Below are 24,595 nucleotides of genomic sequence, written 5' to 3'. Positions count from 1 at the left end.
TACAGACTAATGAAGAAAAACAAACCAACATTTATTGATAAAGTAGTTCGCCTTGCAGCTGTTGTTTTGGCAATTACTTTGGTGCTTGGTTTTGTAGCCGGAAGATTTGATCCGCGGGAATATAAGTATATTCCCTTCTTTGGTTTAGCTTATCCCTTTATTCTCCTTTTTAATATCTTAATGATTGGCTGGTGGTGTATTAGGAAAAGATGGATATTTGCTATAGCAACTGTTTTACTAATTCTTGTTGGTTGGGGTGCTTTAACAGCAACGGTAGGTATATTCGGCAAATCCGGAGATCAAATAAATAAGGACCCAGAGCATGTTAGAATGATGACTTACAATGTTCATAGTTTTAAACCCTACGGTTTTGAGAACATTGAATTGGTTAAAGAACAGATGCTGGATCTGATAAAAAAGGAAAATCCAGACATTATTTGTTTTCAGGAGTATTTTACCCGTCGTAAAGGCCCTTATGATATTACAGATAGTCTTAAGTTAATACTGAAAACTCCATATTACTATTTTGTTCCCTCTTCTGCCAATGATTATGAAGCAACGGGATTGGCTATATTTTCAAAGTATCCAATAAAAAATAGAGGTATAATCGCATTTGGAGAAAATTTTGGAGGTAATGCCAGTATTTATATTGATATCATAATCAAAAAGCAAAAGCTAAGGGTATACAATGTACACTTACAATCTATTTCATTTGATAAACAGGATTATAGCTATATAGATAAGGTTACACAAAAGATGGATGCAGATCTTGTACCATCCAAAAGAATTTTAACACTGCTTAAGAATGCTTTCGTTAAAAGAAGTGGGCAGGTTGATATCATGAAGGACCATATGAAAACGTGTACTACGCCTTTTCTGATTGCCGGTGATTTTAATGATACGCCAGCGTCTTATGCAGTAACGCAGCTTACAAAGTCGTTAAACAACACATTTAAAGAACAAGGAACGGGCTTGGGACGTACCTATAATGGTAAATTTCCTAATTTTCAAATCGATTATATTGCGACAACTAAGGATATAAAAGTGATTAATTACCATATAATTGATGCGAAGTTATCAGATCATTTCCCTGTTCGTAGTGACTTGAGATTAAACCCTTAATATTTTTACATTTGCAGAATGAATACAGGCTTACATTTATATAATACCCTAACACGTAAGAAAGAACTTTTTGAACCACTTAATGCTCCGAATGTAGGAATGTATGTTTGTGGCCCCACTGTTTATAGTGATGTTCATTTAGGGAACTGTCGTACTTTTATTTCCTTTGATTTAATCTTCAGGTATTTGAAGTACAGTGGTTATAAGGTGCGCTATGTACGCAATATTACCGATGCTGGTCATTTGGAAGGAGATAGGGATGAGGGTGATGATAAATTTGCCAAAAGAGCTAAGCTTGAGCAATTGGAGCCAATGGAGATTGTACAGAAGTATACTCTTGGTTTTCATGATGTGTTAAGAATGTTTAATACGTTGCCGCCAAGCATTGAGCCTACTGCAACGGGTCATATTATTGAGCAGATAGAAATGATCAAAGAGATCATAAAAAACGGCTATGCTTATGAAGCAAATGGCACTGTCTATTTTGATGTAGAAAAATATAGTAAGGAATATAATTATACCATATTAACCAACCGAAACCTGGAAGATATGCTGGCTAACACGAGGGAGCTAGGCGGACAGGATGAAAAGCATGGAAGATTGGATTTTGCGTTATGGATTAAGGCGAAACCTGAAACGCTAATGCGTTGGGCATCTCCTTGGGGTGTTGGTTTCCCGGGATGGCATATTGAATGTTCTGCAATGAGTGCTAAATACCTCGGAGATGAATTTGATATTCATGGTGGAGGTATGGATCTTGCTGCAACACATCATACAAATGAAATTGCACAATCTGAAGCGTGCAGTCACAAGCAACCTGCGAAGTATTGGATGCATACTAATATGCTTACTGTAAACGGGACACGCATGTCAAAAACTGCAGGAAATGGTTTTTTACCTGAAGAGCTATTTACAGGAAATCACCCATTGCTTGAAAGAGGCTTTAGTCCTATGACGGTTAAGTTCTTTATGTTGCAGGCACATTATAGAAGTACTTTGGACTTTTCAAATGAGGCACTTGATGCGTCAGAAAAAGGCTTTAGAAGATTAATGAATGCGGTGAATTTATTAGAGAAATTAACACCTTCAGCAAATAGTGACTTTGAGATTGGACCTATAGCTAACAATTGCGTAAAAGCAATGAATGATGACTTTAACAGTCCTGTTGTTATTGCAGAGCTGTTTGAAGCAGTACGTATTATTAATACCATTCATGATGGAAAGGGTAATATCTCTGAAATTGAGCTTGAAAGGTTGAAAAAGCTTATGAATGATTTTGTATTTAATATTTTTGGTCTAAAGGATGAAGAGACCTCAAACACTGAATTAAATTCTGTTCTTGACCTTGTAATAGATATCAGGAAAGGGGCTAAAGAAAATAAGGATTATGCTACTTCAGATAAGATACGACTGGGCTTACAAAGTATGGGTATCCAATTGAAGGACAGTAAAGATGGTACAACCTGGAATAAAATCTAGTTTTGTGCAATTGTTAATTACTTTTTAAAAGAAAAAAATACTCAAACCTTATATTAGCACCGAAACTATTTAAAACTATGATGAATAAATTTCTTTATACAATTGCTGTTGCATCCATGACGATTGGTGCTTACGCTCAAAAATCAGATGGTAGCACTAAATCACTTGTTAAAGCAGAAAAAGAATTTGCCACTACTTTGGCTAAAAATGGAGCTAAATCTGCATTTACCAGCTTTTCGGCTGAAAATGGCTTAGTTTTCAGACCAAATCCTGTAAATGCCAAAACATTTTATGCAACTGGAGATGATACTAAAGATTTAACCTGGACACCAGTATATGCAAAAGTATCAAGAAGTGGAGATTGGGGATTTACTACAGGCCCTTATACATTAGGAGGTAAGGAAACTACTTACGGACAGTATTTTTCTGTGTGGAAAGCTGTAAATGGTAAATGGGAGCTTGTTTTAGATTTAGGTACAACACATAACAAACCATTAAATAAGGTCACTGAAGAATTTATTGAACCAAAAGATTCCTATAAGCCTAAGTTTTTAAATGATAAAGGAAGGGCAACCGGTGCCAACATTATTGCTACTACAGAGAAGACTTTAAATGCCACTCTTAAATCTTATGGTGTTTCAGCTTTTGCAGGATTTTTGAATTCGGATGCAAGAGTGTTATTTCCAGGTTATGAACCTATTATTGGTAAAGATAAAGCAATTGCTTTTCTTCATAGCATGATCAGCAAGGTGTCTTTAAAAACTGCGAATGTGGATAAAGCAGACGGTGGTGATTTGGCATATACTTATGGCGTTGCGGCGGTAGATTATAAGGCTGATTTAAGAGAGAGTTTCAATTACTTGTTTGTTTATGAACGCCAGGCAGATTTTAATTGGAATCTTATAGCATTGGTATTTACACCAGCAGAACGTTAACAACATGTTGCGCTGGAAAGCGTTATTTTATAAATCATATTTTATCACGAAAGGGTTTCTTAAAGAATTGATTTAAGAAACCCTTTTTTATACATAATGAATTAAATGAAGAAAACGACACTGGCAATAGCAATACTGTTAACTGCACTTCAAACAATGGCGCAGAAATTCGATTTGCAAGGGAATCGGGGCGCCCGTGGAATAATGCCTGAAAATACGGTCCGAGGGATGTTAAGTGCGCTTGATTTAGGTGTGAATACACTAAACATGAATGTGGTAATTTCTAAGGATAAAAAGGTTGTGTTGTCTCAGGAACCATATTTTAATTTTGAAATCAGTACCAGACCAGACGGGAAGCCTATAACTCTTAAAGATCAGAAGAGTTATAATATGTATAAGATGGACTATGCAGATATTAAGAAGTTTGATGTTGGAAGTAAAGTGCATAGCAGATTTCCATATCAAGCGAAGATAAGTGCCTATAAGCCTCTCTTGGAAGAAACAATAGATTCTGTAGAGAGTTATGTGAAAAAGAATAAGCTAGCAAAGCCTAATTTTAGCATTGAAACCAAAACAATACCTAAAGGAGATAATGAATTCCATCCGGAACCGGCAGAGTTTGTTGATTTAATTATGGAAGTTGTAATTAGAAAAAAGATTACCAAGAGGGTTACTATACAATCTTTTGATATCAGAACACTACAATATTTACACGAAAATTATCCAAAAGTAAAAACTGCCTTACTGATTGATGAAAAGATAGATTTTGAGACGAATGTGGCCGATCTTGGTTTTATGCCGACTGTTTACAGTCCTTACTCTGTACTGGTTGGTAAGGGGCTAGTAGAACGCTGCCATAAAGCAGGAGTAAAGATTATACCATGGACTGTAAACTCAGTTAAGGATATGAAATACTTAATTGGGTTAGCGGTAGATGGAATAGTGACGGATTATCCTAATATTTATAAAAAGGCGTTAGAAGAATAATAAACTAGAACAGATTTTTAATAATCTGTTCAATTGATAACCCTTCAGCCTCAGCTCTGTAGTTACGCACAATACGATGACGTAAAATTGCTTCGGCAACAGCTTGAACATCCTCAATATCCGGTGAGTACTTGCCGGATATTGCCGCGTGGCATTTAGCTCCGATAACAAGGAATTGTGAAGCTCTTGGTCCAGCGCCCCAACTTATATATTTATTAATATCTTCAGTTGCTAATGCTGTATGTGGGCGTGTTTTACTCGCCAGTTTTACTGCATATTCAATTACATTGTCTGCTACTGGTATATTACGTACTAATTTTTGGAAATACTGAATCTGCTTAGCGTCTATTATTTTTTTAAGCTTAATATCGTTATTGCTGGTGGTACTTTTTACAATTGTAAGCTCATCAGCAAACGTTGGGTAGCTCAATAGCACATTGAACATAAATCTATCCAATTGAGCTTCAGGCAAAGGATATGTTCCTTCTTGCTCAATAGGGTTCTGAGTAGCTAGTACAAAGAATGGATTAGGTAGTACGTGCCTTTGTCCAGCCGCTGTAACAGCTTTTTCCTGCATTGCTTCGAGTAATGCAGCCTGAGTTTTAGGAGGCGTTCTATTGATCTCATCTGCAAGAACAATATTAGAGAATATTGGGCCATTAATGAACTTAAAGTTCCTGTCTTCGCCCAATATTTCAGCGCCTATAATATCGCTTGGCATTAAATCGGGCGTAAATTGAATCCTGTTAAAATTAAGATCCATTACATCTGCAACAGTTTGAACGAGCAGTGTTTTAGCTAGGCCTGGTACACCAACTAATAGACAGTGTCCGTTACTAAAGATGGAAATCAGAACCGATTTCACTACTTCTTCTTGCCCTATAACAACTTTTCCTATTTCGGCCTTGATGTTATTGTATGCCTGATGCAATGCATCCACTGCTTTTATATCATTTTCAAACTGCATGAGCGTTATTTTTTGGCAGTTGACCCTTTAACCCATATTTTTAATTCATCACAATTGTCATAATCTTCGTCAATTCTGATGTAAGTATTTTCTCTTCTTTTTTCAAACCACTCACTCAGCATACGGTCGATTTTACTCTGCTGTGCTTTTTCTTTGAATTTGGCATAATCTTGCTCAAGGTTTCCTTTGTGAGGTGGGATTTTAGATTTTAAGTATAAAATTTTATACCCTTGTTTGCCATCAGGATCTGAGAAAGCAACAGGCTGAGATACTTCACCTACTTTCATTGTATCAACAACAATAAATACTTTTGGATCAAGTTTGTCAGCAGGAATAAATGTAGTTCTGGCAGTAACGTTGTCTGCATATAATAGCATTCCTCCATTATACTGCGACTCTTTGTTGTCAGAGTATAAAGAAGCTGCTGTAGAAAATGGAAGTTTCTTCTCTATAATGTTTTTGTAGATAGTGTCTGCCTGTAGTTTAGTTCTTTCTAAACTAGCTGGTGTAGTTTCAGGGCGTATAAGGATATGGCGTGCTTGAACTTGTTCTCCACGACGTTCAATAACCTGAAGAATGTGAAAGCCATGCTCAGATTCAAATACGGGAGACATTTCACCTGGTTTTAATTTAAAAGCCCAAGCTGTAAATTCTTTAACCATTCTTGTACGATCGAAGAATCCTAAATCACCACCATCGGGAGCAGATCCGCCATCTTCTGAATAGGTTTTAGCCAAGAATCCGAAATCTTCACCACTTTTCACCCTTAATCTTAAAGCATCAATCTTATCATAGAATTTTTGTTTTTCTGCTTTAGTAAGTTTTGGATGAAGAACAATTTCTCCTACTTCAAATTCAGTAGGAATATCAGGAAGACTATCTTTTTGGTAAGAGTCGAAATAACGTTTAACCTCAATAGGAGTTACATTAACATCCTGAGTTATTTTTTGTTGCATTTTATTAGAGATCAACTGCTCTTTAATGTCAGGTCTGATCTCATCTTTATACTGAAGCACAGAACGATTTAAGAATTGTTCTAATCTTTCCTGTCCCCCAGCTTTTTGAATCTGATAACGCATACGTTTTTCAACTTCTTCATCAACCTGTCCTTCTTCTACTACCACTGAGTCAATCTCAGCTTGTTGTTTAAGAAGCTTTTGAGCAAGCATCTGCTGAAGTATATAGCACTTTACCTTTTCATCGTCAGGGTTTCCAGAATTTAAGTATTGTGCATATTGCTGATTTAAATCTGATAATAAAATGATGTTATTACCTAAGACAGCAACAACTTTATCTATATTTTTCTTTTGAGCCTGTACGTTGAAAAACAAACAAATCAATCCGCTTGCTACTATTAAAAATTTCCTCATTATATGGTTATTCAATTATATTCTTTTTTGCAAATCTAACACTACTATACTGTTGGCCGAGAGTCTATTGCTTAGCCAATTTTCTTATTTCATCCTGATTAATTTTTACAGGATACTTTTTTCTTAATTCTTTTATCCATTCATTTTCCAGTTCCTGCTGATAATCTGTGACTATCTGGCCTCTAGCTTCCTCAAAAGAACTCTGCAAATAAACGCTTTTGTTTTTATCATAAAAAATGCGGAGCTGATTTTCGTCGCTTTGCGCTTGGTTCCATACTTTAATCTCCGAGATATTGAACATTAAAACAGCATCCTTATATTCATTCATTATGAAAAGATATTCAGGTTTTGTTTTTGATATTCTCTTTTGCGCGCGCAATGCATGCTCATAATTTTTTACCTCAGAAAGGTATGCTGTATCTTTATCTAAGCCTAATTCTTTAGCTTCAAGTACTTTAAGTTTAAAATTTATATATAAGTCTAAATATGTTCGCAAATCTTCATAGGCTGCATTTCCATTGCCAGAATGGTTTTTCTTATAAACCCACATAAACTCTTTATTGCTTATTGGTTTTCCATTAACTAAAGCAACGTTTTGAGCGAATGCACTGGTAATAAAAAGACTGATTATGATGGCACAGTAAACTTTTCTCACAAAAGACTTATGGTATATAATTTTAAGGCATAAAAGTAATAAATAAAGGTACTATAATGAGATATTTAACTAATTTTAACAGAAAAAAGATTTCCAATAAAATTATCATTAATGGTTAGCCAACTTACAACTAACGGAGAAGGTCTGCGTTTATTTTTTACAGATGATATTTACCTTGTTAATGAGCCAGATAGCACATTAAAAGAAGAAAGTCAAACTTACTTAAAAGAAGAGGTGCCTTCACTTGCGCAACCATCAGTAGTATCTGAGCCAGCGGTTTCGTTAATAAAGGAGCAGCCGGAGTTTAAATTTTTAGGTAACAATAATCGCAATATCCTAATTTTGGTTAATGATGAGCAGAATGATGTTAGTGACGAAAAGGGGAGAGAGTTGTTAAGAAAGATTGTTAAATCCATTAATCTATCAGCCAGTGATTTCGCTTTGCTAAATTATGCTAAATACAAAGGAGCAAGTTATGAGCAGCTGAAAGCTCGTTTTTCGAGCGTTATTGTTTTCGCTTTTGGTGTGTCTGCTGAACAATTGGGGTTAAAAAAACATCCTGAAAACATGGTAATAACTGAAGGAGGTGTAAAGCTTATCTTTTCTTCGGCTTTGCAAAAGTTGGACGAAGATACGAATGGGAAAAAGGTATTGTGGGGGAGTTTGAAACAATTGGGATTATGATTTTACCTGAATTGGTATTTGCCACTAATAATAAGCACAAAGCAGAAGAAGTTGGGAAGCTTCTTATAAATCAATATAAGGTTTTAAATCTTAAAGATATTGGTTGTGATGTTGATATTCCCGAAACGGGAAATTCTTTTGCAGCAAACGCTGAACTTAAAAGCAGTTATGTAACTGAAAATTTTAAGTTGGATTGTTTTGCTGATGATAGTGGTTTGGAGATTGATGCATTAAACAATGAGCCTGGAATTTATTCGGCAAGGTATTCTGGGGTAAGAGATGATCTAGAAAACCTTAATCTTGTATTAAGAAAAATGGAGGGGATAACCAATAGAAAGGCGCATTTTAAAACGGTTATTTCATTAAATAAAAACAACAGGAAATATCTTTTTGAAGGAGTTGTTTATGGTAACATTACGCATGCTCCTATTGGCGATGATGGATTTGGCTATGATCCAATATTTATGCCTGATGGTTACGATAGGACATTTGCCCAAATGAGTATGACCGAAAAGAATGCTATAAGTCACAGAGCTATTGCAATGAAAAAGCTTATTGCTTTTTTAAAGGAGCAGGCGTAATTTTTTTACTTGTATCAGCTTTGAGAGAATCTGGCTTTTTAGGAGCAATAACTTTCTTTAAAGAATCAACTTTAGTGGGTAAGTTCTTAATCTGAGGTATAATCGCTTTTACAGAATCCAACGTTGTAGAATCAACTTTGGACGCTGCTTTTGTAATTTCCTTTACGGCAGTTTTTACTAAATCTTTCTGAGTTACAGCGCCCTTTCCTTTGACTTTATTAACCGGAGGGCCTGATTTCTTTGTTTCAATAGCAGGCTTTTTCGAAGCCGGCGGCTTAACTTTTGGTTTACCATTGATGACCTCCTTTTTAGAAAGTGGTCGGAGTTCGGGTTTCCAGGTGAATCCTGTTAATAAGACATCTTCTTTCATCTCCGTGACCGGCACGCGGACGCCTTCAGGCTCTTTAACAGTAAGTATGTGGCTTATCTCTTTGTTTTTAAACATGATCTTTATCCTGCTACTCACAGTTTGATTCATGTCCGTATAGGTGCTGTCTTTGCCTCTGTTGTAGTAGACGCTTTCAGCATTTCCGTCCACAAACATGGTACTTAATTCGCCATCTTTAAAGAAAGCCGTGATAAGTTTCCCCTTTATCTGATTAAATTTTGCAGAGTCAGCGTTTACATTTACTTGAAACGCATTTTCGATAACTTGTAGCGTATTAAGTTTGTTGTTCTTTAATCGTAGATAAATAGTGTCTCCTGTTTGCTGAGAGCCTTGAGACCATAAAATGGGGCTTCCATACCATCTTAATGTAGAATCTGCACTGGTGTAAAATAGCGAATCGGCCATAGCCTGCATGTTGGATTTGTAAACCCTAACATTGTGGTAAGCCTTAATAGAACGTGTTTTTACAGTGTCCAGGGGATTAAACATTGTCGAGTCTTTAACATTCTTCTTTAATAAACTGTCTGTTGCCTTAACTGCGCCATCTACTTTTTTAACCAAATTTCCTGATTTAACTAAACTATCAGCCTTTTTAACTAAAGTATCAGGATTCTTGACCGCTATATCAGTTTTAATAACTTTTAGCGGATCTTTAACAGTCTTTAAAGAATCTTTAATTAGTGGAGGAATGTCGGTTTTTTTTTGAGTGATAGTGTCTTTTGAAAGACTATCTTTTGGTATGCTAATTTTCGTTGATAATGTGTCTTTAACCGCTTTAATAGTAGCGGTGTCTACTGGTTTTATATTTTTGTTAGCTTTTTTGTCAACTTTAGGTGGCTCTTTGCTTGACTTTTTATCGTTCTTTTTTGGCGAAAGTCCGATTTCTTCTGCTGTCATGCCAGATGCTTTTGTTGATCCATCTTGTTTCTTAGGTTTTTCCGGATCGCCTAACTCATTGTTCTTTTTAAGAACGGGTGATTCAATTAGCTTTAATGTTTTTTGAAGTACCATTTGAGTTTCCAAAGTATCAGAACCCAGCCATAAAGTATCAGGTTGTAATTTGTTGTTTACGGTAATGGAGTCTTTAGTTCCCATACCCACATATGCATTTTTGGTTACAACAGCACGTTCATCTTTTTTATAATAATAGCCAAGTTGACCATATAATATAGTCTTATCTGCAGTATCCTTAAATATTATATTCCTTACAGCTTTACCATAGCCTGCTATTCCATCGTAGTATAAACTATCTCCCTTTAAGGATTTTGTGCCATTGGTATACAGGTTCTTTTTCCCAAAATAAGCGTATTCTGTTTTAGTATTGTAGGCTCCATTTTCAGTATAAAGATTGTCTTCCTTGCCTTTTATATTCGTAGGTCCATAGAAATAAGCCCAATTGGTGAGGGTGTTATATCTTAGCGTATCTGATTTAATGGTGCTTTGAGGGGTAACTACCACTACATTATAACGAAAATATGAGTCTCGGCTATTTGAAAAATAATAACCGTTTTTACTGGTTAGTGTTACATCTTTGTTAACTATTTTTCCCCCATCTACATATGTACCAACTTTGGTTGCCATATTGTAGTCCAACGTATTAGTAGTGAGGACAGACTCTTTGTCAATCATTCGCACATTACTGGTTAAATGCGCTATCTTAGTGTTTCCGTTGTATGTTAAATGGTCAGAGTAAATGTTTATGGTGTCTCCCTGATTGATGTGTACATTATTGAAAGCCTCAAAAACATTGTCATTCTGGTAAAAAACTGCACTATCACAAGTTAGGGTAGCATTCTCATGACTAAACACAGGGAATTTCAAATAGGAAATGTTTTTCTTCCCATCTGTATTTCCTAGTCGGGCGTCCTTCAAAATAATTTTAGTTCTCTGTTGCGCTAGCAAAGAGAAAGGAAATATAAAAAAGATAACGAAAAGGCGTATTTTCTGCACTTTACAAAGTTAGTTTTTTGCTTACCATTTTAATTAAATATTTTTGAAAGATGTTACCCATTCAAAATTTTAAAGATTTTATTAGCCATAATGCGCTCTTCACTGCTAACGACAAAATTCTACTTGCCGTTAGCGGGGGGAAGGATTCTGTTTTAATGGCTCATCTCTTTAAACTCGCAGGTTTTGATTTTGGTATAGCGCATTGCAATTTTAGTTTAAGGGCAGACGAATCTCAGCGCGACGAAAGCTTTGTGCGGATGCTTGCCGGGGCTTTAGAAGTCCCATTTTATGTAACTCATTTTAATACTAAAGAATACGCTTCAAAACAAAGGATCTCAACACAAATGGCAGCAAGAGATTTGCGTTACAACTGGTTCGAAGAAATTCGGGAAGCTAATGATTATAGTTTTGTAGCGCTTGCACAGCACCAGGACGATGCCATAGAAACTGTTTTGTTAAATTTAACAAGAGGAACCGGAATTGCAGGGTTGCATGGTATTTTGCCTAAAAGGGATAAGCTTATCAGACCTCTGCTCTTTCTTTCGCGAGAGCAAATCAATAAAATAATATCAAATAATAACATTGATTTTGTTGAAGACAGTTCAAATTTGTCAACAGATTATGCGCGTAATAAGGTGCGCTTAAAGGTTATTCCTCATCTTAAAGAAATCAATCCTAATCTGGAACTGACATTTGCACAAAATATACAAAGATTTGCAGAGACAGAACTTGTACTTCAAAATGCAGTTTCTGAATTAAAAAGAGAAGTGCTAATCGAAAGAAAGGGTATTGTTCATCTCTCAATTGATAAGATTAAGGCATTAAAACCTCAGCGCTTGTTGATGTTTGAGCTATTAAAACCTTTCGGATTTTCTGAACTGGTAGTAGTTGAGTTGTTACAAGCCTTGGGTAAGCAGAGTGGAACTTCTTTCTATAGTAACACGCATCGCATTACTATAGATAGAGATGACTTAATCTTAAGTCCTGCTAAAGATGAACATCAAGAAATTGCGTTTATTCACGTTAATGATAAGAATGTGACTCTGAGGAATCATGAAATATTTATGTCTTTTAATGATAAACCTTATTTTGAAAAAAATACGCATAAAGCATTTATAGATGCAGATAAGCTTTTATATCCATTGGTGGTAAGGGCATGGCAGTCTGGGGATAAGTTTATACCTCTTGGGATGAAAACCTATAAAAAGTTAAGTGATTTTTTTATAGATGAAAAAGTTCCTCTTGTTGAAAAAAATAATATTCCTGTTCTGATAAATGGAAATGGAGAAGTTATTTGGTTAGGAGGGATGAGGCAGGATAATAGGTATAAAGTAACCTCTACGACAAAAAGAGTGGCTATATTCAATCTAAAATAATCAAATTACATTTTTTAAACAATCTTAACTGAGATAGGGGTACTGCGCAAACAAAAAAAAAGTAACTTTATTGAAATTTACACAAATGAGCAACCGCTACGCTTTTTTTGAAAAACAGTACATCGGACGTGATTATATCAGGATTTGCATCAGACTGGTTATGTCCGCATTTTGTTTTGCCGCTTATGTATATGAACGTGACCGAGATAATACACAGGATTTATTTCTTGTAGTAGGTTTTGGCATCATTGGGGTTTCTATTGCTTTACTTTTTTTAATACAGTACAAAACCATTATCGATAATAAGAAAATCATTATTAGTGGTTTGTGGTCTGCAAAAAAGGTAGAAATAGATTTGAACTCTATCGTTAAAGTAAGAAAGGACACTTATAGCAATTACTTATTTAACAACCCTGTTTACAATCTTCACCGCAAAGGAAGTATAAGATTCTATTCCTCTGGAAAGGATGCCATAGTGCTTACAGATACTGATGGATTTGAATATTACATTGGCACACAAAGACCAAATGAAATGTATCTTGTGATACAAGCCGAGATGAAATCTTAAATTGACACTTAGGATTAACTAAAAAGTTAAATAATTGCAATTGTTTAACATAAAGCTCAGTTTAAGTAGTGTACTTTGCATTGTAAAAAAATATTCATGAAAATAGGTATCGTTTGTTACCCGACTTTTGGAGGTAGTGGTGTAGTTGCCACTGAATTAGGCAAGGCGCTTGCCGACGAAGGTCATCAGGTACACTTCATAACATATAGTCAGCCTGCTAGGTTAGACTTTTTCTCTGAGAACTTATTTTATCACGAAGTATCAGTTAGAGATTACCCTTTGTTTGATTATGCACCTTATGAATCTGCATTAGCAAGTAAATTGGTAGATGTAGTACGTTTTGAGAAACTTGATATTCTGCATGTTCATTATGCAATTCCTCATGCATCTGCAGCATTTATGGCAAAGCAGATTCTAGAAACCTATGGAATTAATATTCCATTTGTAACTACCCTGCACGGTACTGATATTACCCTTGTTGGCAAAGACCCGACCTATAAACCTGTTGTTACTTTTTCTATTAATAAATCAGATGGGGTTACCACGGTATCTCAAAGTTTAAAGGATGATACGGAAAAGCATTTTGAAATTACCAATGAGATTAAGGTTATCCCGAATTTTATTGATTTTACAAGATTCAGCTTAAAGGCAAAGGATCATTTTAAAAAGGCTATTGCTCCTAATAACGAACGTATATTAATTCATACATCAAACTTTAGAAAGGTAAAGCGTACAGCAGATGTGATCAGGATGTTTCAAAAGATTCAGGCAAAAATCCCTTCTAAATTATTGATGGTGGGTGATGGGCCTGAGAGGGCTTATGATGAGCAACTTTGCAGGAACTTGGGCATTTGTGAGCACGTAAGGTTTTTAGGAAAGCAAGATGCTGTTGAAGAGATTCTTTCAGTTTCTGATTTATTCTTAATGCCTTCGGAGTCTGAGAGCTTTGGTTTGGCAGCCCTTGAAGCGATGGCTTGTAAGGTTCCGGCTATTACTTCAAATGCAGGTGGATTGCCTGAATTAAATGTTGATGGCTTTTGTGGATATATGAGTAATGTTGGTGATATAGATGATATGGCATCAAAAGCCATTCATATTTTGGAAGATGACGAGATATTAAAGCAGTTTAAAGAAAATGCCTTTATAAGAGCTAAGGACTTTGATCTGAAAAAAATTCTTCCAGACTATATTAATTATTATAATCAGGTTATTGAAGCACAACATAAGTTAAGAGCAGTTTAGTATAAAACAGCTTAAAAAATAAAAAGAGGGATGTATCGTATGATACATCCCTCTTTTTACAATGAGTTTTTTGTCTTATTTCTTAGGTGCAAAAACCAGACACACAGGAGCGCCTACTTCAATCCTTTTACCTGTATCTTTTAATTCGCCTGTTTTTGCATCACGTTCAAAGATCACCACATCATTTGTGTATTGATGTGCTACCAACAAATATTTTCCTGTAGGGTCGATTGTAAAGTTTCTAGGGCCCTTACCTAAGGTGCTGGATTGACCTCTTTTACTTAGTAAGCCACCTTTTTCAATGGCAAAAATTGTGATGTCGTTTTCACTGCCTCTGTTGGTCGCATACAAGAACTTCCCATCTGGAGAGATGTGAATATCTGCTGCGCCATTTTCGCCTGTAAATCCTTCTTCATTAATTTTTGTTTCCTGTATTTTTTCTAATGAGCCATTGCTGTAACTAAAAACGGTTATGCCTCCATCCATCTCATGAATCAGGTATGCGTATTTACCATCTTTGCTAAAAGTAATATGTCGAGGCCCAGCACCGGGTGTAACTGCTACACTGTCGTGAGGTGTAAGAACATCATTAGTACCGTTGATATTGTAATTATATAGATAAATTTTATCAGTCCCAAGATCGTTAATGATTAAGTATTTGTGATCTGGTGTAAAAAATACCATATGCACATGAGGACTGTTTTGTCTGTCTTTATTAACGCTTTTCCCAGAGTGCTGTACAATTTGTTTCAACTGGCCTAGTGATCCATTACTTTCAATACCAAAAATGGATGCATTACCGCCGGAATAATTGGCGGAGATTACATTCCTTTCATCAGTAACGATATAGCAAGGATCTTCACCATTTGTACTCTGTTTATTCAGAAACTTAAGATCACCTTTTACTGCGTCAAAACTAAATGCACTTACAGCACTTGTTTTACCGGTTTCATTTACAGCATAAACAAATTTATTATCTGGACTTACAGTAAGGTAACTTGGATTCTCAACACCTTTTGCAATACTTAGCTGTTTAGATTCACCTGTTTTGGTGTTAAAATTATAAGTATAAATCCCTTCGCTCTTACCTGTATTCGTATACGTACCAATTATTAAGTTGTAATCATTTGACTGTGCACAACTTTGCATTGTTAAAAGAATAATGGGCAAAAGGAAGGATTTTCTCATGTTTAAATTATTTAATCAAATGTTTGATTTGTATCAATTCATGTTCTTCAAGGAAGCGCCATCTTCCACGTGGAAGATCTTTCTTAGTTAAGTTACCATAAACTACGCGATCCAATTTCACTACATCATAACCCAGGTGTTCAAATATTCTACGAACAATTCTGTTTTTACCGCTATGGATCTGAATACCAACTTCACGCTTACTACCACCAGTCACGTAAGATACTGAATCCGGTTTAATTATACCATCTTCTAATTCTAGTCCAAACTGAATTTTATTCAAATCTCCCTGACTTAAACTTCTGCTCAACTCAACATGGTAAATTTTGGTAATACCATTTTTAGGGTGAGATAGTTTATCAGCAAGATCACCATCGTTGGTCATTAATAACAAACCGGTAGTATTGCGGTCTAATCTTCCAACAGGATAGATACGTTCTCTACTTGCTTTTTCAACAAGTTGCATAACAGTTCTGCGTTCTTGAGGATCATCAGTAGTAGTGATATAATCTTTAGGTTTGTTTAATAAAACGTAAACCTTTTTCTCGCGTTTAAGCAATTCGCCATTGTAGCGGATTTCGTCTTTTGAAGGATCAACTTTCTGACCTAATTCAGAAACAACTACTCCATTAACAGATACTACACCTGCAGCAATCAGTTCATCAGCTTTACGACGAGAACAAATTCCTGAATTAGCAATGTATCTATTCAAACGAATTAAACCATCATCTTTTATAACAGGAGATTTCCTGCTACGCATTACAGTCTCTTTATCGAAACGTTCAGGACGTGCACTGCGTTCTCCGCGATCTGGACGAGCCTGGAAGTCTGATTTAGGACTCTCTCCATCTCTTTTTCTGAAAGGTCTGCTGTCAGTGCTTCTTGAAGTTTGACCCTTTTTATCATCGAATTTCCTGAAAGGCTTATCACCTGTAGGACTAAAATTGTCTTTCTTTATGTAACTACGAGTTTTTTCCCCTGGAGGAGTTTCTCTTGAGCTACCTTCTTTATAAGCTCTTGGCTTGTAATCTCTGCTGTCTCCGTCTCTTGGTGTTCTTGGTTTAAAATCTTTACCAGCTGCACCTCTAGGGGCAAAGCCTTTAGAGTCACCATCTCTGCCTGTTCTTGGTTTGAAATCACCACCTGAACTTCTTGGCCCTCTTGATTTGAAATCTTTTGAGTCATTTTCAGTCCTTGGTTTAAAGCCTCTGGAATCTCCATCTCTGCTTCCCCTTGATTTGAAATCTTTTCTGTCTCCTTCTCTAGGTTTAAAATCCTTTCTATCGCCCTCTCTTGGTTTGTACTCTCTATTGCTGTCTCCTTCTCTCGCTGCTCTTGGCTTAAAGTCCTTCGAAGCGCCAAATTTATTATCTTTTCCTTCTCTATCGTCAAACTTGCTTTTTCCTTTGTAAGAACTATCTGTTCCACTTGGTCTTTTGCCAGTTGTGCTTCGGTTTCCCGGTTTGGACTTGTCATCCCGACTGTTCCTGTTGTTGTTTTTTATCATGATACGATTTTAACTGCATAATTTATGCGGGTGCAAACTTACCTAAAATTGCTCTAATTCACAATTTTAAGTGTACAGAAACTGTAATAACTTTGTAGTTTTTGTTTTATAAATCTCGGGAATTCAGTCTAATATTTTTCAAAAAATGCATGGCTTTTTTAGTTCAATTTTTAGTGTTTTATTGGTGGGTTTTATACTAAAAAGTACGTGTTTTTGAACTTTTATTCTCTTGTTAACGTTCGATTAAAAAAAACTTGCCTCAGAGCGTTTAAACGCCGATTTTGGAGGTGTTTTTCGTAAAAGGTTGATAATTAGATAAATATGTTGTATGTTTGCAGGCGTTTTATATTATTCACCAAAAAAAGGAGGAAAATGATAAAGAAACACATAATAACATGTACGGTAATTATTTCATTACTGGTTATGGCAAAAGTGTTTGCTTACAACATGCCCCAAGCAGCAAAAAATCTTTCAAAAGAAGAAAAAACAACAGCAAAAGATACAACAGTAACATCAATTGAAAAGCCATTATCTCTGATGGCTAGATTAAGTTTCGCAGATGAAACATTACCACTAGGGGATGTCAATGTGGAGCGTAAAATGAAGAAAGTTTTGGCCAACTTTAGCTTCAGTAATTTGCAAACTAATCGCCTGCACAGAAAAGCAGCAGAATGGTTTCCTGTAATAGAACCAATCCTTGCCGCTTATGGCATTCCGGATGATTTTAAGTATATGCCTTTAGTAGAATCAGGATTAAAATCGGGTGTATCACCAAAAGGTGCTGCAGGGTTTTGGCAATTTATGCCGGCAACTGCTCGTACATATGGCTTAAAAGTCAATTCAAAAGTAGATGAACGTAAGAATTTACGTAAATCAACTATAGCTGCCGCTAAATACATCAAAGAACTTTATGGTATTTTTGATAGCTGGACGCTTGTAGCAGCAGCCTATAATGTAGGTGATGGTCACATGAGGAGACAGATAGATAAACAAAATCAGGATAATTATTTCAAAATGAAACTGAATCACGAAACTGGTGGTTATGTTTATAAATTGATTTCCATGAAAGAGATAGTGGAAGATCCTGTTCGTCACGGTTATACAGCCTCAAGAGGGTTGCTAGCGGTGAACGAGAATAATACTCAGAGTTCTATAAACTAGAAACAGAAAGATACGTGCAAATGGGGAGAGCCGTTCCAAATTATTGGAACGGCTTTTTGTTTTATTTGAAAATTGCTAATTTACTGCCCTATGGGATTGATGAAATTGCGCATAAAAGACATGAAATATGGTTCGGGAGAAACGCTGGTTCTTACCTTCGATGTTTTAGATGGGCCAAGACCGGGATATTTGGCAGGTCAGTTTTTAACATTAGTGTTTGATATTCAGGGGAAAGAACTTAGGAGATCATATTCACTATGCAGTTCTCCCGATGTTGAGGAGCCGCTGGCTATTGCAATAAAACGTGTGGAAAATGGTGAAATATCAAGACTTCTGCACCACAGAACTGCAGTAGGTGATATTTTGTATGCTATGCATCCAAATGGTTTGTTTACCTATTCTCCTAATGATCACATTAAAAGAACTGTTTTTCTTTTTGGGGCGGGAGTGGGGATTACGCCGCTTTTTGCAATCATTAAAACGGTCCTTGTAAGAGAAAGTAATTCAAAGATCATCCTTGTATATAGTAGTCGTTCCCCAGAAGAGACACTTTTTTATGAAGAGCTTAATGTACTACAGGAGAAGTATACGGATAGGTTTAGGATAATATATGTATCCAGTCAATCGAAAAACCTGCTTATGGCCCGACTAAATGTATTTCTTATTGAAAAAATAGTAAAGGAATACATGGAGTTTGATAGTAAAGACGCTTTGTTTTATACTTGTGGACCTATAGATTATATGGTTACCTGTCGTATTACGCTCCTTAATTTGGGATTTGATATAACTCAGATTAAAAGGGAGACTTTTGTGATGCCTGAAGATGAGGTGGATGAGGATGATACTACGGAAAAGGAAGTAAAGGATACCAATACTTATTCAGTTATTTTAAATCTAAAAGGCAAGGAATATCATCTTTCGGTACCTTACAATAAAACGATTCTTAATGCAGCTCTTGAAAAAAATATAGACGTTCCTTATAGCTGCAAGTCCGGAATTTGCAGTACCTGTACTGCAAATTGTATCAAAGGTAATGTGCGCATGGATTATAATGAGATTTTAATGGATGATGAAATCGCCGCCGGACGAGTATTGGTTTGTACCGGTCATCCTACAGAAAATGACACAACCATAGTTTGGTAAATAGATAATCTTTCCTTATAATGGCTTACCTTTATGCCTTTGAAATTGTTATCTTAATCATCAGATATCCATATTGGGTTTAATATATATGAGCAAAAATACCATTGACCTGGGCGAGCAAAAAGATGTAGAAGTGTATGGTGCCAGGGTGCATAACCTTAAGAATATAGATGTTTCCTTTCCAAGAAATAAGCTGGTAGTAATTACCGGCTTAAGTGGGAGTGGTAAATCATCATTGGCTTTTGATACTATTTATGCCGAAGGACAGCGTAGATATATGGAAACCTTTAGTGCCTATTCGCGCCAGTTTATGGGGGGGATGGAAAGACCTGATGTAGACAAAGTCTCGGGCTTAAGTCCGGTGATTGCAATAGAGCAAAAAACAACCAGTAAAAACCCAAGATCTACTGTGGGTACAATTACTGAGATCTATGATTTTATGCGTTTGCTTTATGCTCGTGCGGCTGATGCTTTTTCTTATAATACTGGTGAGAAAATGGAGCGCATGAGCGAAGACCAGATCCTGAATAACATTTTTAATAAATATGACGACATACCGGTGAACATATTGGCACCCGTTGTTAAAGGTCGTAAAGGACACTATCGCGAGCTTTTTGAACAGATTCGTAAACAAGGATATCTAAAAGTTCGTATTGATGGTGATATACAAGATATCACTCCTAAAATGCAGGTCGATAGGTATAAAATTCATGATATTGAAATTGTTGTGGATCGACTTGTTGTTGATAGGAAGGACGTGAAACGTCTTCAGGATTCGCTCCAAACCGCTATGCGTTTGGGTAAGGGGATCATTAAAATAAGTGATAAGGCTAATAATGTTTCGCACTTTAGCCGCTTTTTAATGTGCCCAACAACAGGTATCTCTTACGATGAGCCTCAGCCTAATAGCTTTTCTTTTAACTCTCCGTATGGAGCATGCGAAAATTGCGACGGCTTGGGCTATATTTTTGTAATCGATAAGGAGTCGGTAATTCCAAATCCTAAACTAAGCATTCTAAATGGTGGATTAGCTCCCTTAGGAGAATACCGTGAAGTTTGGGTTTTTCAGGTATTAAAGGCTCTTGCAAAAAAATACAACTTCTCTCTTTCAACGCCACTTGAAAAACTGGGTGAAGAAAACATCAATATCCTTCTTAATGGTACTCACGAATTACTAAGTGTTGCTGTTGAATATAATAAATGGAACGTTCAGAACTACCAGATTTCTTTTGACGGGATCATTAAACTATTGGAAGAACAACATGAGCGTAAGGGCGAAGGTGCAGTTGATGATATGGAGAGTTTCCGTAAGCTAAAAACCTGTCCTGTATGTAATGGAGCACGTTTAAAGAAAGAAAGCCTGAACTTTAAAATTGACGGCAAGAATATATTTGAACTTGCGGAAATGGACATCGTAAGCCTTAAAAATTGGTATGTAGATGTTGAAAGCAGGTTAAGCGATAGGCAGAATACTATTGCAAAGGAAATCCTTAAAGAAATCCGTGCAAGATTAGGGTTCCTTACGGATGTAGGCTTAAACTACCTATCATTAGATCGTACAGCACGTACGCTTTCTGGTGGAGAAGCGCAGAGAATAAGGTTAGCTACTCAGATTGGGTCGCAACTGATGAATGTAATGTACATTTTGGACGAGCCAAGTATTGGATTGCACCAACGTGATAATGAACGTTTAATTGGTGCCCTTAAGAATCTTAGGGATCTTGGAAATACAGTGCTTGTTGTTGAGCATGATAAGGATATGATTCTGGAAGCAGATCATGTAATAGATGTAGGCCCTGCAGCAGGTGCTCACGGGGGACAAATTGTTGCTCAAGGCACTCCGGCGGAGATTTTAAAATCAGATACTTTAACTGCCGCCTATTTGAATGGTAAAAAGGGCATAATAGTGCCAGAAAAACGCAGAAAGGGAAATGGTCACAAGCTTTCTATTATTAAGGCTAGTGGACATAACTTAAAAGATGTTTCAGTTGACTTCCCATTAGGTAAGTTTATTGCTGTAACCGGAGTATCAGGTAGTGGTAAGTCAAGTTTAATTACAGAAACCCTTTACCCTATATTAAATCATCATTTCTTTAGAGCTAAAAAGCATCCATTGCCTTATGAAAAGATCAATGGCTTAAAAGAAATAGATAAAGTAATTGAAATAGATCAGGCACCTATTGGCCGTACACCTAGGTCAAATCCATCTACTTATACTGGCGTATTTTCTGACATTAGAAATTTATATGTACAACTACCCGAAGCTAAAATAAGGGGGTACAAACCAGGTCGTTTTTCTTTTAATGTAAAAGGAGGACGTTGTGAAACCTGTCAGGGTGGAGGAATGAAGGTGATCGAAATGAACTTTTTACCTGATGTACAAGTGCCTTGTGAAGAGTGTGGTGGAAAAAGATATAACCGTGAAACACTGGAAGTACGTTACAGAAGTAAGTCTATCAGTGATGTATTGGATATGAGTATTGAGGAAGCCTGTGATTTCTTTGAGAACATGCCTGCAATTTATCGTAAAATCAAGACTTTAAAGGATGTTGGTTTAGGTTATATTACTTTAGGTCAATCATCTACGACTTTATCTGGAGGGGAAGCACAACGTGTTAAGTTAGCTACTGAACTCTCTAAAAAGGATACAGGAAGAACATTTTACATTCTTGATGAACCAACTACAGGACTTCACTTTGAAGACATCAATGTATTATTAGGAGTACTAAACGAATTGGTTGAGAAGGGAAATACAGTATTGGTTATTGAGCATAACCTGGATGTGGTAAAAGTAGCCGACTGGGTTATTGATCTTGGTGAAGAAGGTGGTATAGGTGGGGGCAGAATTATTTTTGAGGGCACTCCTGAGGGCTTAATTCAAAACCCAATAAGCCTTACCGGTAAATTTTTGAAAAAAGAAATGAGACTTTAAACATATGGGTATTTTTTTAAACTCTTTCCTTCCTGATTCGGATCCGCATAGTAAAACGCAGATAGTAGGGAGGGGACTAGGTAAACAAACTACTAAAGAAGAAGAAACATCTCCTTTTCGCTTAGTAGAGCCAGAAGATATTAAAAAGCTATTTAAGCCAAGAGCAGCATTTTCTTATAAAGGAAGCTATGGACATGCATTAATTATTGCAGGTGCTCAGCAAACCATGGGGGCAGCATTGTTGGCATCTAAGGGGTGTTTGTATACTGGAGCAGGTTTAACTACGATCTCGATGCCTGAAAGTGGATTGTCGGCATTAAATACATCACTCCCGGAAGTGATGTTCATAAAAAGAAAGGCACTTCTTAAAAACGACGCATTAACTAAGTACAGTGCTATTGCTATTGGTCCAGGGTTAGGTAAGGGAGCGAAAGCAGAGCAAACATTAGCTCAGTTATTCACTTTAAAAAGAGATTTTATTGCTGATGCTGATGCTTTAAACATATTGGCATCTCGCCCTGATCTGTTGGCTGTAATAGAAAAGCACTCTATATTAACCCCACACGTAAAAGAGTTTGACGGTTTATTTGGCAAGCATACCAATTGGTGGGATAGATTGCAAACTGCAAGAAAGAAAGCAATTCAGTTAGGAATAGTTATTGTTTTAAAAAACCAGTATACCTTCATTGTGAGTCAGCGTGGCGAGGTATTCATAAATTCTACAGGTAACCCTGCAATGGCGCAAGGTGGAATGGGCGATGTACTTACCGGAATAATTGTTGCATATGTTGCACAAGGCTATGCGGCTAAAGATGCTGCAATACTGGGCTGCTATTTCCACGGCAAAGCAGGTGATGATTTGGCAATAAAAAGCTTTAACGTAACCGCTTCTCAGGTTGCAGAACAAATTCCAAGAACTATAAAAGATTTTTTGTTAAGCTAAGCTTTAGATAGAAACGTTACCTATTACAACCATTTGATTCATGGTAGGGTTTACACTACCTCCTCTTTTCTCCAGAGTTACTGCAAACGCAGCAGCAGAGCCGGTTTCTTTCATGTTTACCAAAATGTGGGTAGAGTCTGCTTTAACATCAAACACACCTAAATCGACAGGTTTCCCATTTACAATAGCCCAAAGTTGGTACTGATGCTGCTGATCATTTACCGGTAAATCCATTTTGGAGTTGTCAACCATAACATGCTTGCCTTTTGCATGCCAGTAGACAGTCATTTTAGCTTTTGGATCCATAGCGGTGCCTGCAAGCTTTACTGTTTTCCAATCAGGATCATTAGCCATGTCAATAATCTTTTGCAGATCAGCATTGCTTTGTTTCATGAAATTAACAGTGCTTGTAAACTTCTCATTGTTGAGGTTTAATTCTGCAATCTGGTCTTTTGCACTACCTAATTGATTGTGTGTATTGTAAAGTGCAATAATACTTACCACTAAAAGCGCAATACATGCCATCAGGGCTATGCGTAAGGTTTTTATTTTAGATTCGTATGGAGCAGTATTTAAAGGAATAATTACAGCTTCTTTAACCTCATTAACTGCTTTAGCAACTATCGGCTCAGCTTTTTCAAGGTTGTCAGGTAGCCCAATTTTTTCAAATATCTTATCACCAAGACCCGCAGACGGTTTAATGGCATTTTGTAGCGCATATTGTTCCATAGCAATTTCAATGGCTTCAATTTCCTGTTTTACTTCAGGATGTTTTGATGCCATTGCTTCAACTTCTTTCTGCTCCTGAGCATTCAATTGCCCCAGAACGTAAAGTTCAAGTATGCCTGATTCAATATATGCTTTTACTTCTTCCACTTTAATTGAAATGCTTTCTTAATTCCATAATAGCCATTCTGATACGCGTTTTTACGGTACCTAATGGTAAATTTAGTTCTTCTGCCGTTTCCACATGTGTATATCCCTTAAAATACACCATATTTAGTACATCATTAAATTCTGGTTTGAGTGCAGTAACCATATCTTTAATACCCAGAATATCCGCATTAAAGGTAACTTCTTTTTGTGCGTCAATGAAATCTACGTTATTTTCTATATCTTGGTTTTTACTTGAATTTTTAAAATCTTTTGAACGTATCTTATCGATAGATAGGTTACGTGCAATGTTCATCATCCATGTAAATAGTCGGCCTTTAGTACTGTCGTAGCTATCTGCCGAATTCCATATTTTTATAAAGGTTTCTTGTAACAGATCTTCGGCTACCTCAGTTTGCTCAATAATTCTTGAGATAACACCTAGCAATGCACCAGAGTACATATCATACAAAGCCTGAATAGCGATAGTATCCCGATTTTTCAGTTTACTAACCAGCTCTTCTTCAGATAGCGATATTTTTTT

21 protein-coding genes are annotated in these 24,595 nt (G+C 36.4%); 13 read left to right on the top strand and 8 right to left on the bottom strand.

Annotation, left to right across the window (positions count from 1 at the left end; genetic code table 11):
- Positions 1-9: 9 nt before the first annotated feature.
- The 4 genes from J1905_RS08540 (at position 10) to J1905_RS08525 (ending at position 4,523) form a co-directional block, all read left to right on the top strand.
- The gene (locus tag J1905_RS08540) at positions 10-1,122 is read left to right on the top strand and encodes an endonuclease/exonuclease/phosphatase family protein (protein ID WP_214226887.1); all 1,113 of its coding nucleotides are present in this window, start codon (positions 10-12) and stop codon (positions 1,120-1,122) included.
- A gap of 18 nt (positions 1,123-1,140) precedes the next feature.
- Complete coding sequence (gene cysS, locus J1905_RS08535) at positions 1,141-2,601, top strand: cysteine--tRNA ligase (protein ID WP_214226886.1); 1,461 nt, start codon at positions 1,141-1,143, stop codon at positions 2,599-2,601.
- 77 nt (positions 2,602-2,678) lie between these two features.
- Entirely contained in the window at positions 2,679-3,536 is an 858-nt protein-coding gene (locus J1905_RS08530; RefSeq protein ID WP_214226885.1) for a DUF4440 domain-containing protein, read from the top strand.
- Between the two features lie 105 nt (positions 3,537-3,641).
- Entirely contained in the window at positions 3,642-4,523 is an 882-nt protein-coding gene (locus J1905_RS08525; RefSeq protein ID WP_214226884.1) for a glycerophosphodiester phosphodiesterase family protein, read from the top strand.
- 4 nt (positions 4,524-4,527) lie between these two features.
- On the opposite strand, the gene J1905_RS08520 is transcribed toward J1905_RS08525, so the two are convergent.
- The 3 genes from J1905_RS08520 to J1905_RS08510 form a co-directional block, all read right to left on the bottom strand.
- On the bottom strand, positions 4,528-5,490 hold the full coding sequence (locus J1905_RS08520) for an AAA family ATPase (RefSeq protein WP_214226883.1): 963 nt from the start codon (positions 5,488-5,490) through the stop codon (positions 4,528-4,530).
- A gap of 5 nt (positions 5,491-5,495) precedes the next feature.
- Positions 5,496-6,860: a peptidylprolyl isomerase gene (locus J1905_RS08515; protein WP_214226882.1), complete on the bottom strand. Its 1,365-nt coding sequence runs from the start codon at positions 6,858-6,860 to the stop codon at positions 5,496-5,498.
- Between the two features lie 64 nt (positions 6,861-6,924).
- A complete protein-coding gene (locus J1905_RS08510) occupies positions 6,925-7,515 on the bottom strand; it encodes a hypothetical protein (protein WP_214226881.1) in 591 nt (196 codons plus the stop codon).
- Positions 7,516-7,626: 111 nt separating this feature from the next.
- Here J1905_RS08510 and J1905_RS08505 point away from each other — a divergent pair, with 111 nt between their 5' ends.
- The gene (locus J1905_RS08505; protein ID WP_214226880.1) at positions 7,627-8,199 is read left to right on the top strand and encodes a hypothetical protein; all 573 of its coding nucleotides are present in this window, start codon (positions 7,627-7,629) and stop codon (positions 8,197-8,199) included.
- On the top strand, positions 8,196-8,780 hold the full coding sequence (gene rdgB / locus J1905_RS08500; protein WP_214226879.1) for an RdgB/HAM1 family non-canonical purine NTP pyrophosphatase: 585 nt from the start codon (positions 8,196-8,198) through the stop codon (positions 8,778-8,780). The genes J1905_RS08505 and rdgB overlap by 4 nt, the downstream gene beginning before the upstream one ends.
- On the opposite strand, the gene J1905_RS08495 is transcribed toward rdgB, so the two are convergent.
- Positions 8,752-11,040 (bottom strand): OstA-like protein, encoded by a 2,289-nt coding sequence (locus J1905_RS08495; protein ID WP_250318048.1) that lies wholly within the window; start codon positions 11,038-11,040, stop codon positions 8,752-8,754. The genes rdgB and J1905_RS08495 overlap by 29 nt on opposite strands.
- Before the next feature lie 128 nt (positions 11,041-11,168).
- On the opposite strand from J1905_RS08495, the gene tilS reads away from it, so the two are divergent.
- The 3 genes from tilS (at position 11,169) to bshA (ending at position 14,304) form a co-directional block, all read left to right on the top strand.
- Positions 11,169-12,494, top strand: a complete 1,326-nt coding sequence (gene tilS, locus J1905_RS08490) for a tRNA lysidine(34) synthetase TilS (RefSeq protein ID WP_214226877.1) — start codon at positions 11,169-11,171, stop codon at positions 12,492-12,494.
- An 85-nt stretch (positions 12,495-12,579) separates the two neighbouring features.
- Positions 12,580-13,062 carry a hypothetical protein gene (locus tag J1905_RS08485; protein ID WP_173090078.1) on the top strand — a complete coding sequence of 161 codons (483 nt, stop codon included), beginning with the start codon at positions 12,580-12,582 and terminating at the stop codon, positions 13,060-13,062.
- 96 nt (positions 13,063-13,158) lie between these two features.
- Positions 13,159-14,304 (top strand): N-acetyl-alpha-D-glucosaminyl L-malate synthase BshA, encoded by a 1,146-nt coding sequence (gene bshA, locus J1905_RS08480; protein ID WP_214226876.1) that lies wholly within the window; start codon positions 13,159-13,161, stop codon positions 14,302-14,304.
- Between the two features lie 75 nt (positions 14,305-14,379).
- On the opposite strand, the gene J1905_RS08475 is transcribed toward bshA, so the two are convergent.
- On the bottom strand, positions 14,380-15,492 hold the full coding sequence (locus J1905_RS08475) for a lactonase family protein (protein WP_214226875.1): 1,113 nt from the start codon (positions 15,490-15,492) through the stop codon (positions 14,380-14,382).
- Positions 15,493-15,499: 7 nt separating this feature from the next.
- Positions 15,500-16,999, bottom strand: coding sequence for a pseudouridine synthase (locus tag J1905_RS08470; protein WP_214226874.1), 1,500 nt, complete (start codon positions 16,997-16,999; stop codon positions 15,500-15,502).
- Positions 17,000-17,371: 372 nt separating this feature from the next.
- Here J1905_RS08470 and J1905_RS08465 point away from each other — a divergent pair, with 372 nt between their 5' ends.
- From J1905_RS08465 to J1905_RS08450, 4 genes are all read left to right on the top strand, one after another.
- A complete protein-coding gene (locus tag J1905_RS08465) occupies positions 17,372-18,160 on the top strand; it encodes a lytic transglycosylase domain-containing protein (RefSeq protein ID WP_214226873.1) in 789 nt (262 codons plus the stop codon).
- Positions 18,161-18,250: 90 nt separating this feature from the next.
- Positions 18,251-19,303, top strand: a complete 1,053-nt coding sequence (locus J1905_RS08460) for a ferredoxin--NADP reductase (RefSeq protein WP_214226872.1) — start codon at positions 18,251-18,253, stop codon at positions 19,301-19,303.
- An 88-nt stretch (positions 19,304-19,391) separates the two neighbouring features.
- Positions 19,392-22,235 carry an excinuclease ABC subunit UvrA gene (gene uvrA, locus J1905_RS08455; RefSeq protein ID WP_214226871.1) on the top strand — a complete coding sequence of 948 codons (2,844 nt, stop codon included), beginning with the start codon at positions 19,392-19,394 and terminating at the stop codon, positions 22,233-22,235.
- A gap of 4 nt (positions 22,236-22,239) precedes the next feature.
- Positions 22,240-23,178: an NAD(P)H-hydrate dehydratase gene (locus J1905_RS08450; protein ID WP_214226870.1), complete on the top strand. Its 939-nt coding sequence runs from the start codon at positions 22,240-22,242 to the stop codon at positions 23,176-23,178.
- Positions 23,179-23,181: 3 nt separating this feature from the next.
- Here J1905_RS08450 and J1905_RS08445 read toward each other — a convergent pair whose 3' ends face one another.
- Together J1905_RS08445 and J1905_RS08440 are read right to left on the bottom strand one after the other, a co-directional pair.
- Positions 23,182-24,054, bottom strand: coding sequence for an anti-sigma factor (locus J1905_RS08445; RefSeq protein ID WP_214226869.1), 873 nt, complete (start codon positions 24,052-24,054; stop codon positions 23,182-23,184).
- A gap of 1 nt (position 24,055) precedes the next feature.
- The coding region (locus J1905_RS08440; protein WP_250318047.1) for an RNA polymerase sigma factor at positions 24,056-24,595 on the bottom strand (540 nt) is incomplete at its 5' end.

The organism is Pedobacter sp. B4-66 (assembly GCF_018492665.1).
Taxonomy (GTDB): Bacteria; Bacteroidota; Bacteroidia; order Sphingobacteriales; family Sphingobacteriaceae; genus Pedobacter.
This window is presented reverse-complemented; position numbering and strand designations above follow the sequence as displayed.

What these genes read in the sequence shown, in the direction of transcription:
- bshA (WP_214226876.1), top strand. Translation starts at nt 13,159, where the DNA reads ATGAAAATAGGTATCGTTTGTTACCCGACTTTTGGAGGTAGTGGTGTA.
- J1905_RS08520 (WP_214226883.1), bottom strand. Translation starts at nt 5,490, where the DNA reads ATGCAGTTTGAAAATGATATAAAAGCAGTGGATGCATTGCATCAGGCA.
- J1905_RS08460 (WP_214226872.1), top strand. Translation starts at nt 18,251, where the DNA reads ATGGGATTGATGAAATTGCGCATAAAAGACATGAAATATGGTTCGGGA.
- cysS (WP_214226886.1), top strand. Translation starts at nt 1,141, where the DNA reads ATGAATACAGGCTTACATTTATATAATACCCTAACACGTAAGAAAGAA.
- J1905_RS08530 (WP_214226885.1), top strand. Translation starts at nt 2,679, where the DNA reads ATGATGAATAAATTTCTTTATACAATTGCTGTTGCATCCATGACGATT.
- J1905_RS08540 (WP_214226887.1), top strand. Translation starts at nt 10, where the DNA reads ATGAAGAAAAACAAACCAACATTTATTGATAAAGTAGTTCGCCTTGCA.
- J1905_RS08515 (WP_214226882.1), bottom strand. Translation starts at nt 6,860, where the DNA reads ATGAGGAAATTTTTAATAGTAGCAAGCGGATTGATTTGTTTGTTTTTC.
- J1905_RS08485 (WP_173090078.1), top strand. Translation starts at nt 12,580, where the DNA reads ATGAGCAACCGCTACGCTTTTTTTGAAAAACAGTACATCGGACGTGAT.
- tilS (WP_214226877.1), top strand. Translation starts at nt 11,169, where the DNA reads ATGTTACCCATTCAAAATTTTAAAGATTTTATTAGCCATAATGCGCTC.
- J1905_RS08505 (WP_214226880.1), top strand. Translation starts at nt 7,627, where the DNA reads ATGGTTAGCCAACTTACAACTAACGGAGAAGGTCTGCGTTTATTTTTT.
- J1905_RS08475 (WP_214226875.1), bottom strand. Translation starts at nt 15,492, where the DNA reads ATGAGAAAATCCTTCCTTTTGCCCATTATTCTTTTAACAATGCAAAGT.
- J1905_RS08465 (WP_214226873.1), top strand. Translation starts at nt 17,372, where the DNA reads ATGATAAAGAAACACATAATAACATGTACGGTAATTATTTCATTACTG.
- rdgB (WP_214226879.1), top strand. Translation starts at nt 8,196, where the DNA reads ATGATTTTACCTGAATTGGTATTTGCCACTAATAATAAGCACAAAGCA.
- J1905_RS08450 (WP_214226870.1), top strand. Translation starts at nt 22,240, where the DNA reads ATGGGTATTTTTTTAAACTCTTTCCTTCCTGATTCGGATCCGCATAGT.
- J1905_RS08525 (WP_214226884.1), top strand. Translation starts at nt 3,642, where the DNA reads ATGAAGAAAACGACACTGGCAATAGCAATACTGTTAACTGCACTTCAA.
- uvrA (WP_214226871.1), top strand. Translation starts at nt 19,392, where the DNA reads ATGAGCAAAAATACCATTGACCTGGGCGAGCAAAAAGATGTAGAAGTG.
- J1905_RS08470 (WP_214226874.1), bottom strand. Translation starts at nt 16,999, where the DNA reads ATGATAAAAAACAACAACAGGAACAGTCGGGATGACAAGTCCAAACCG.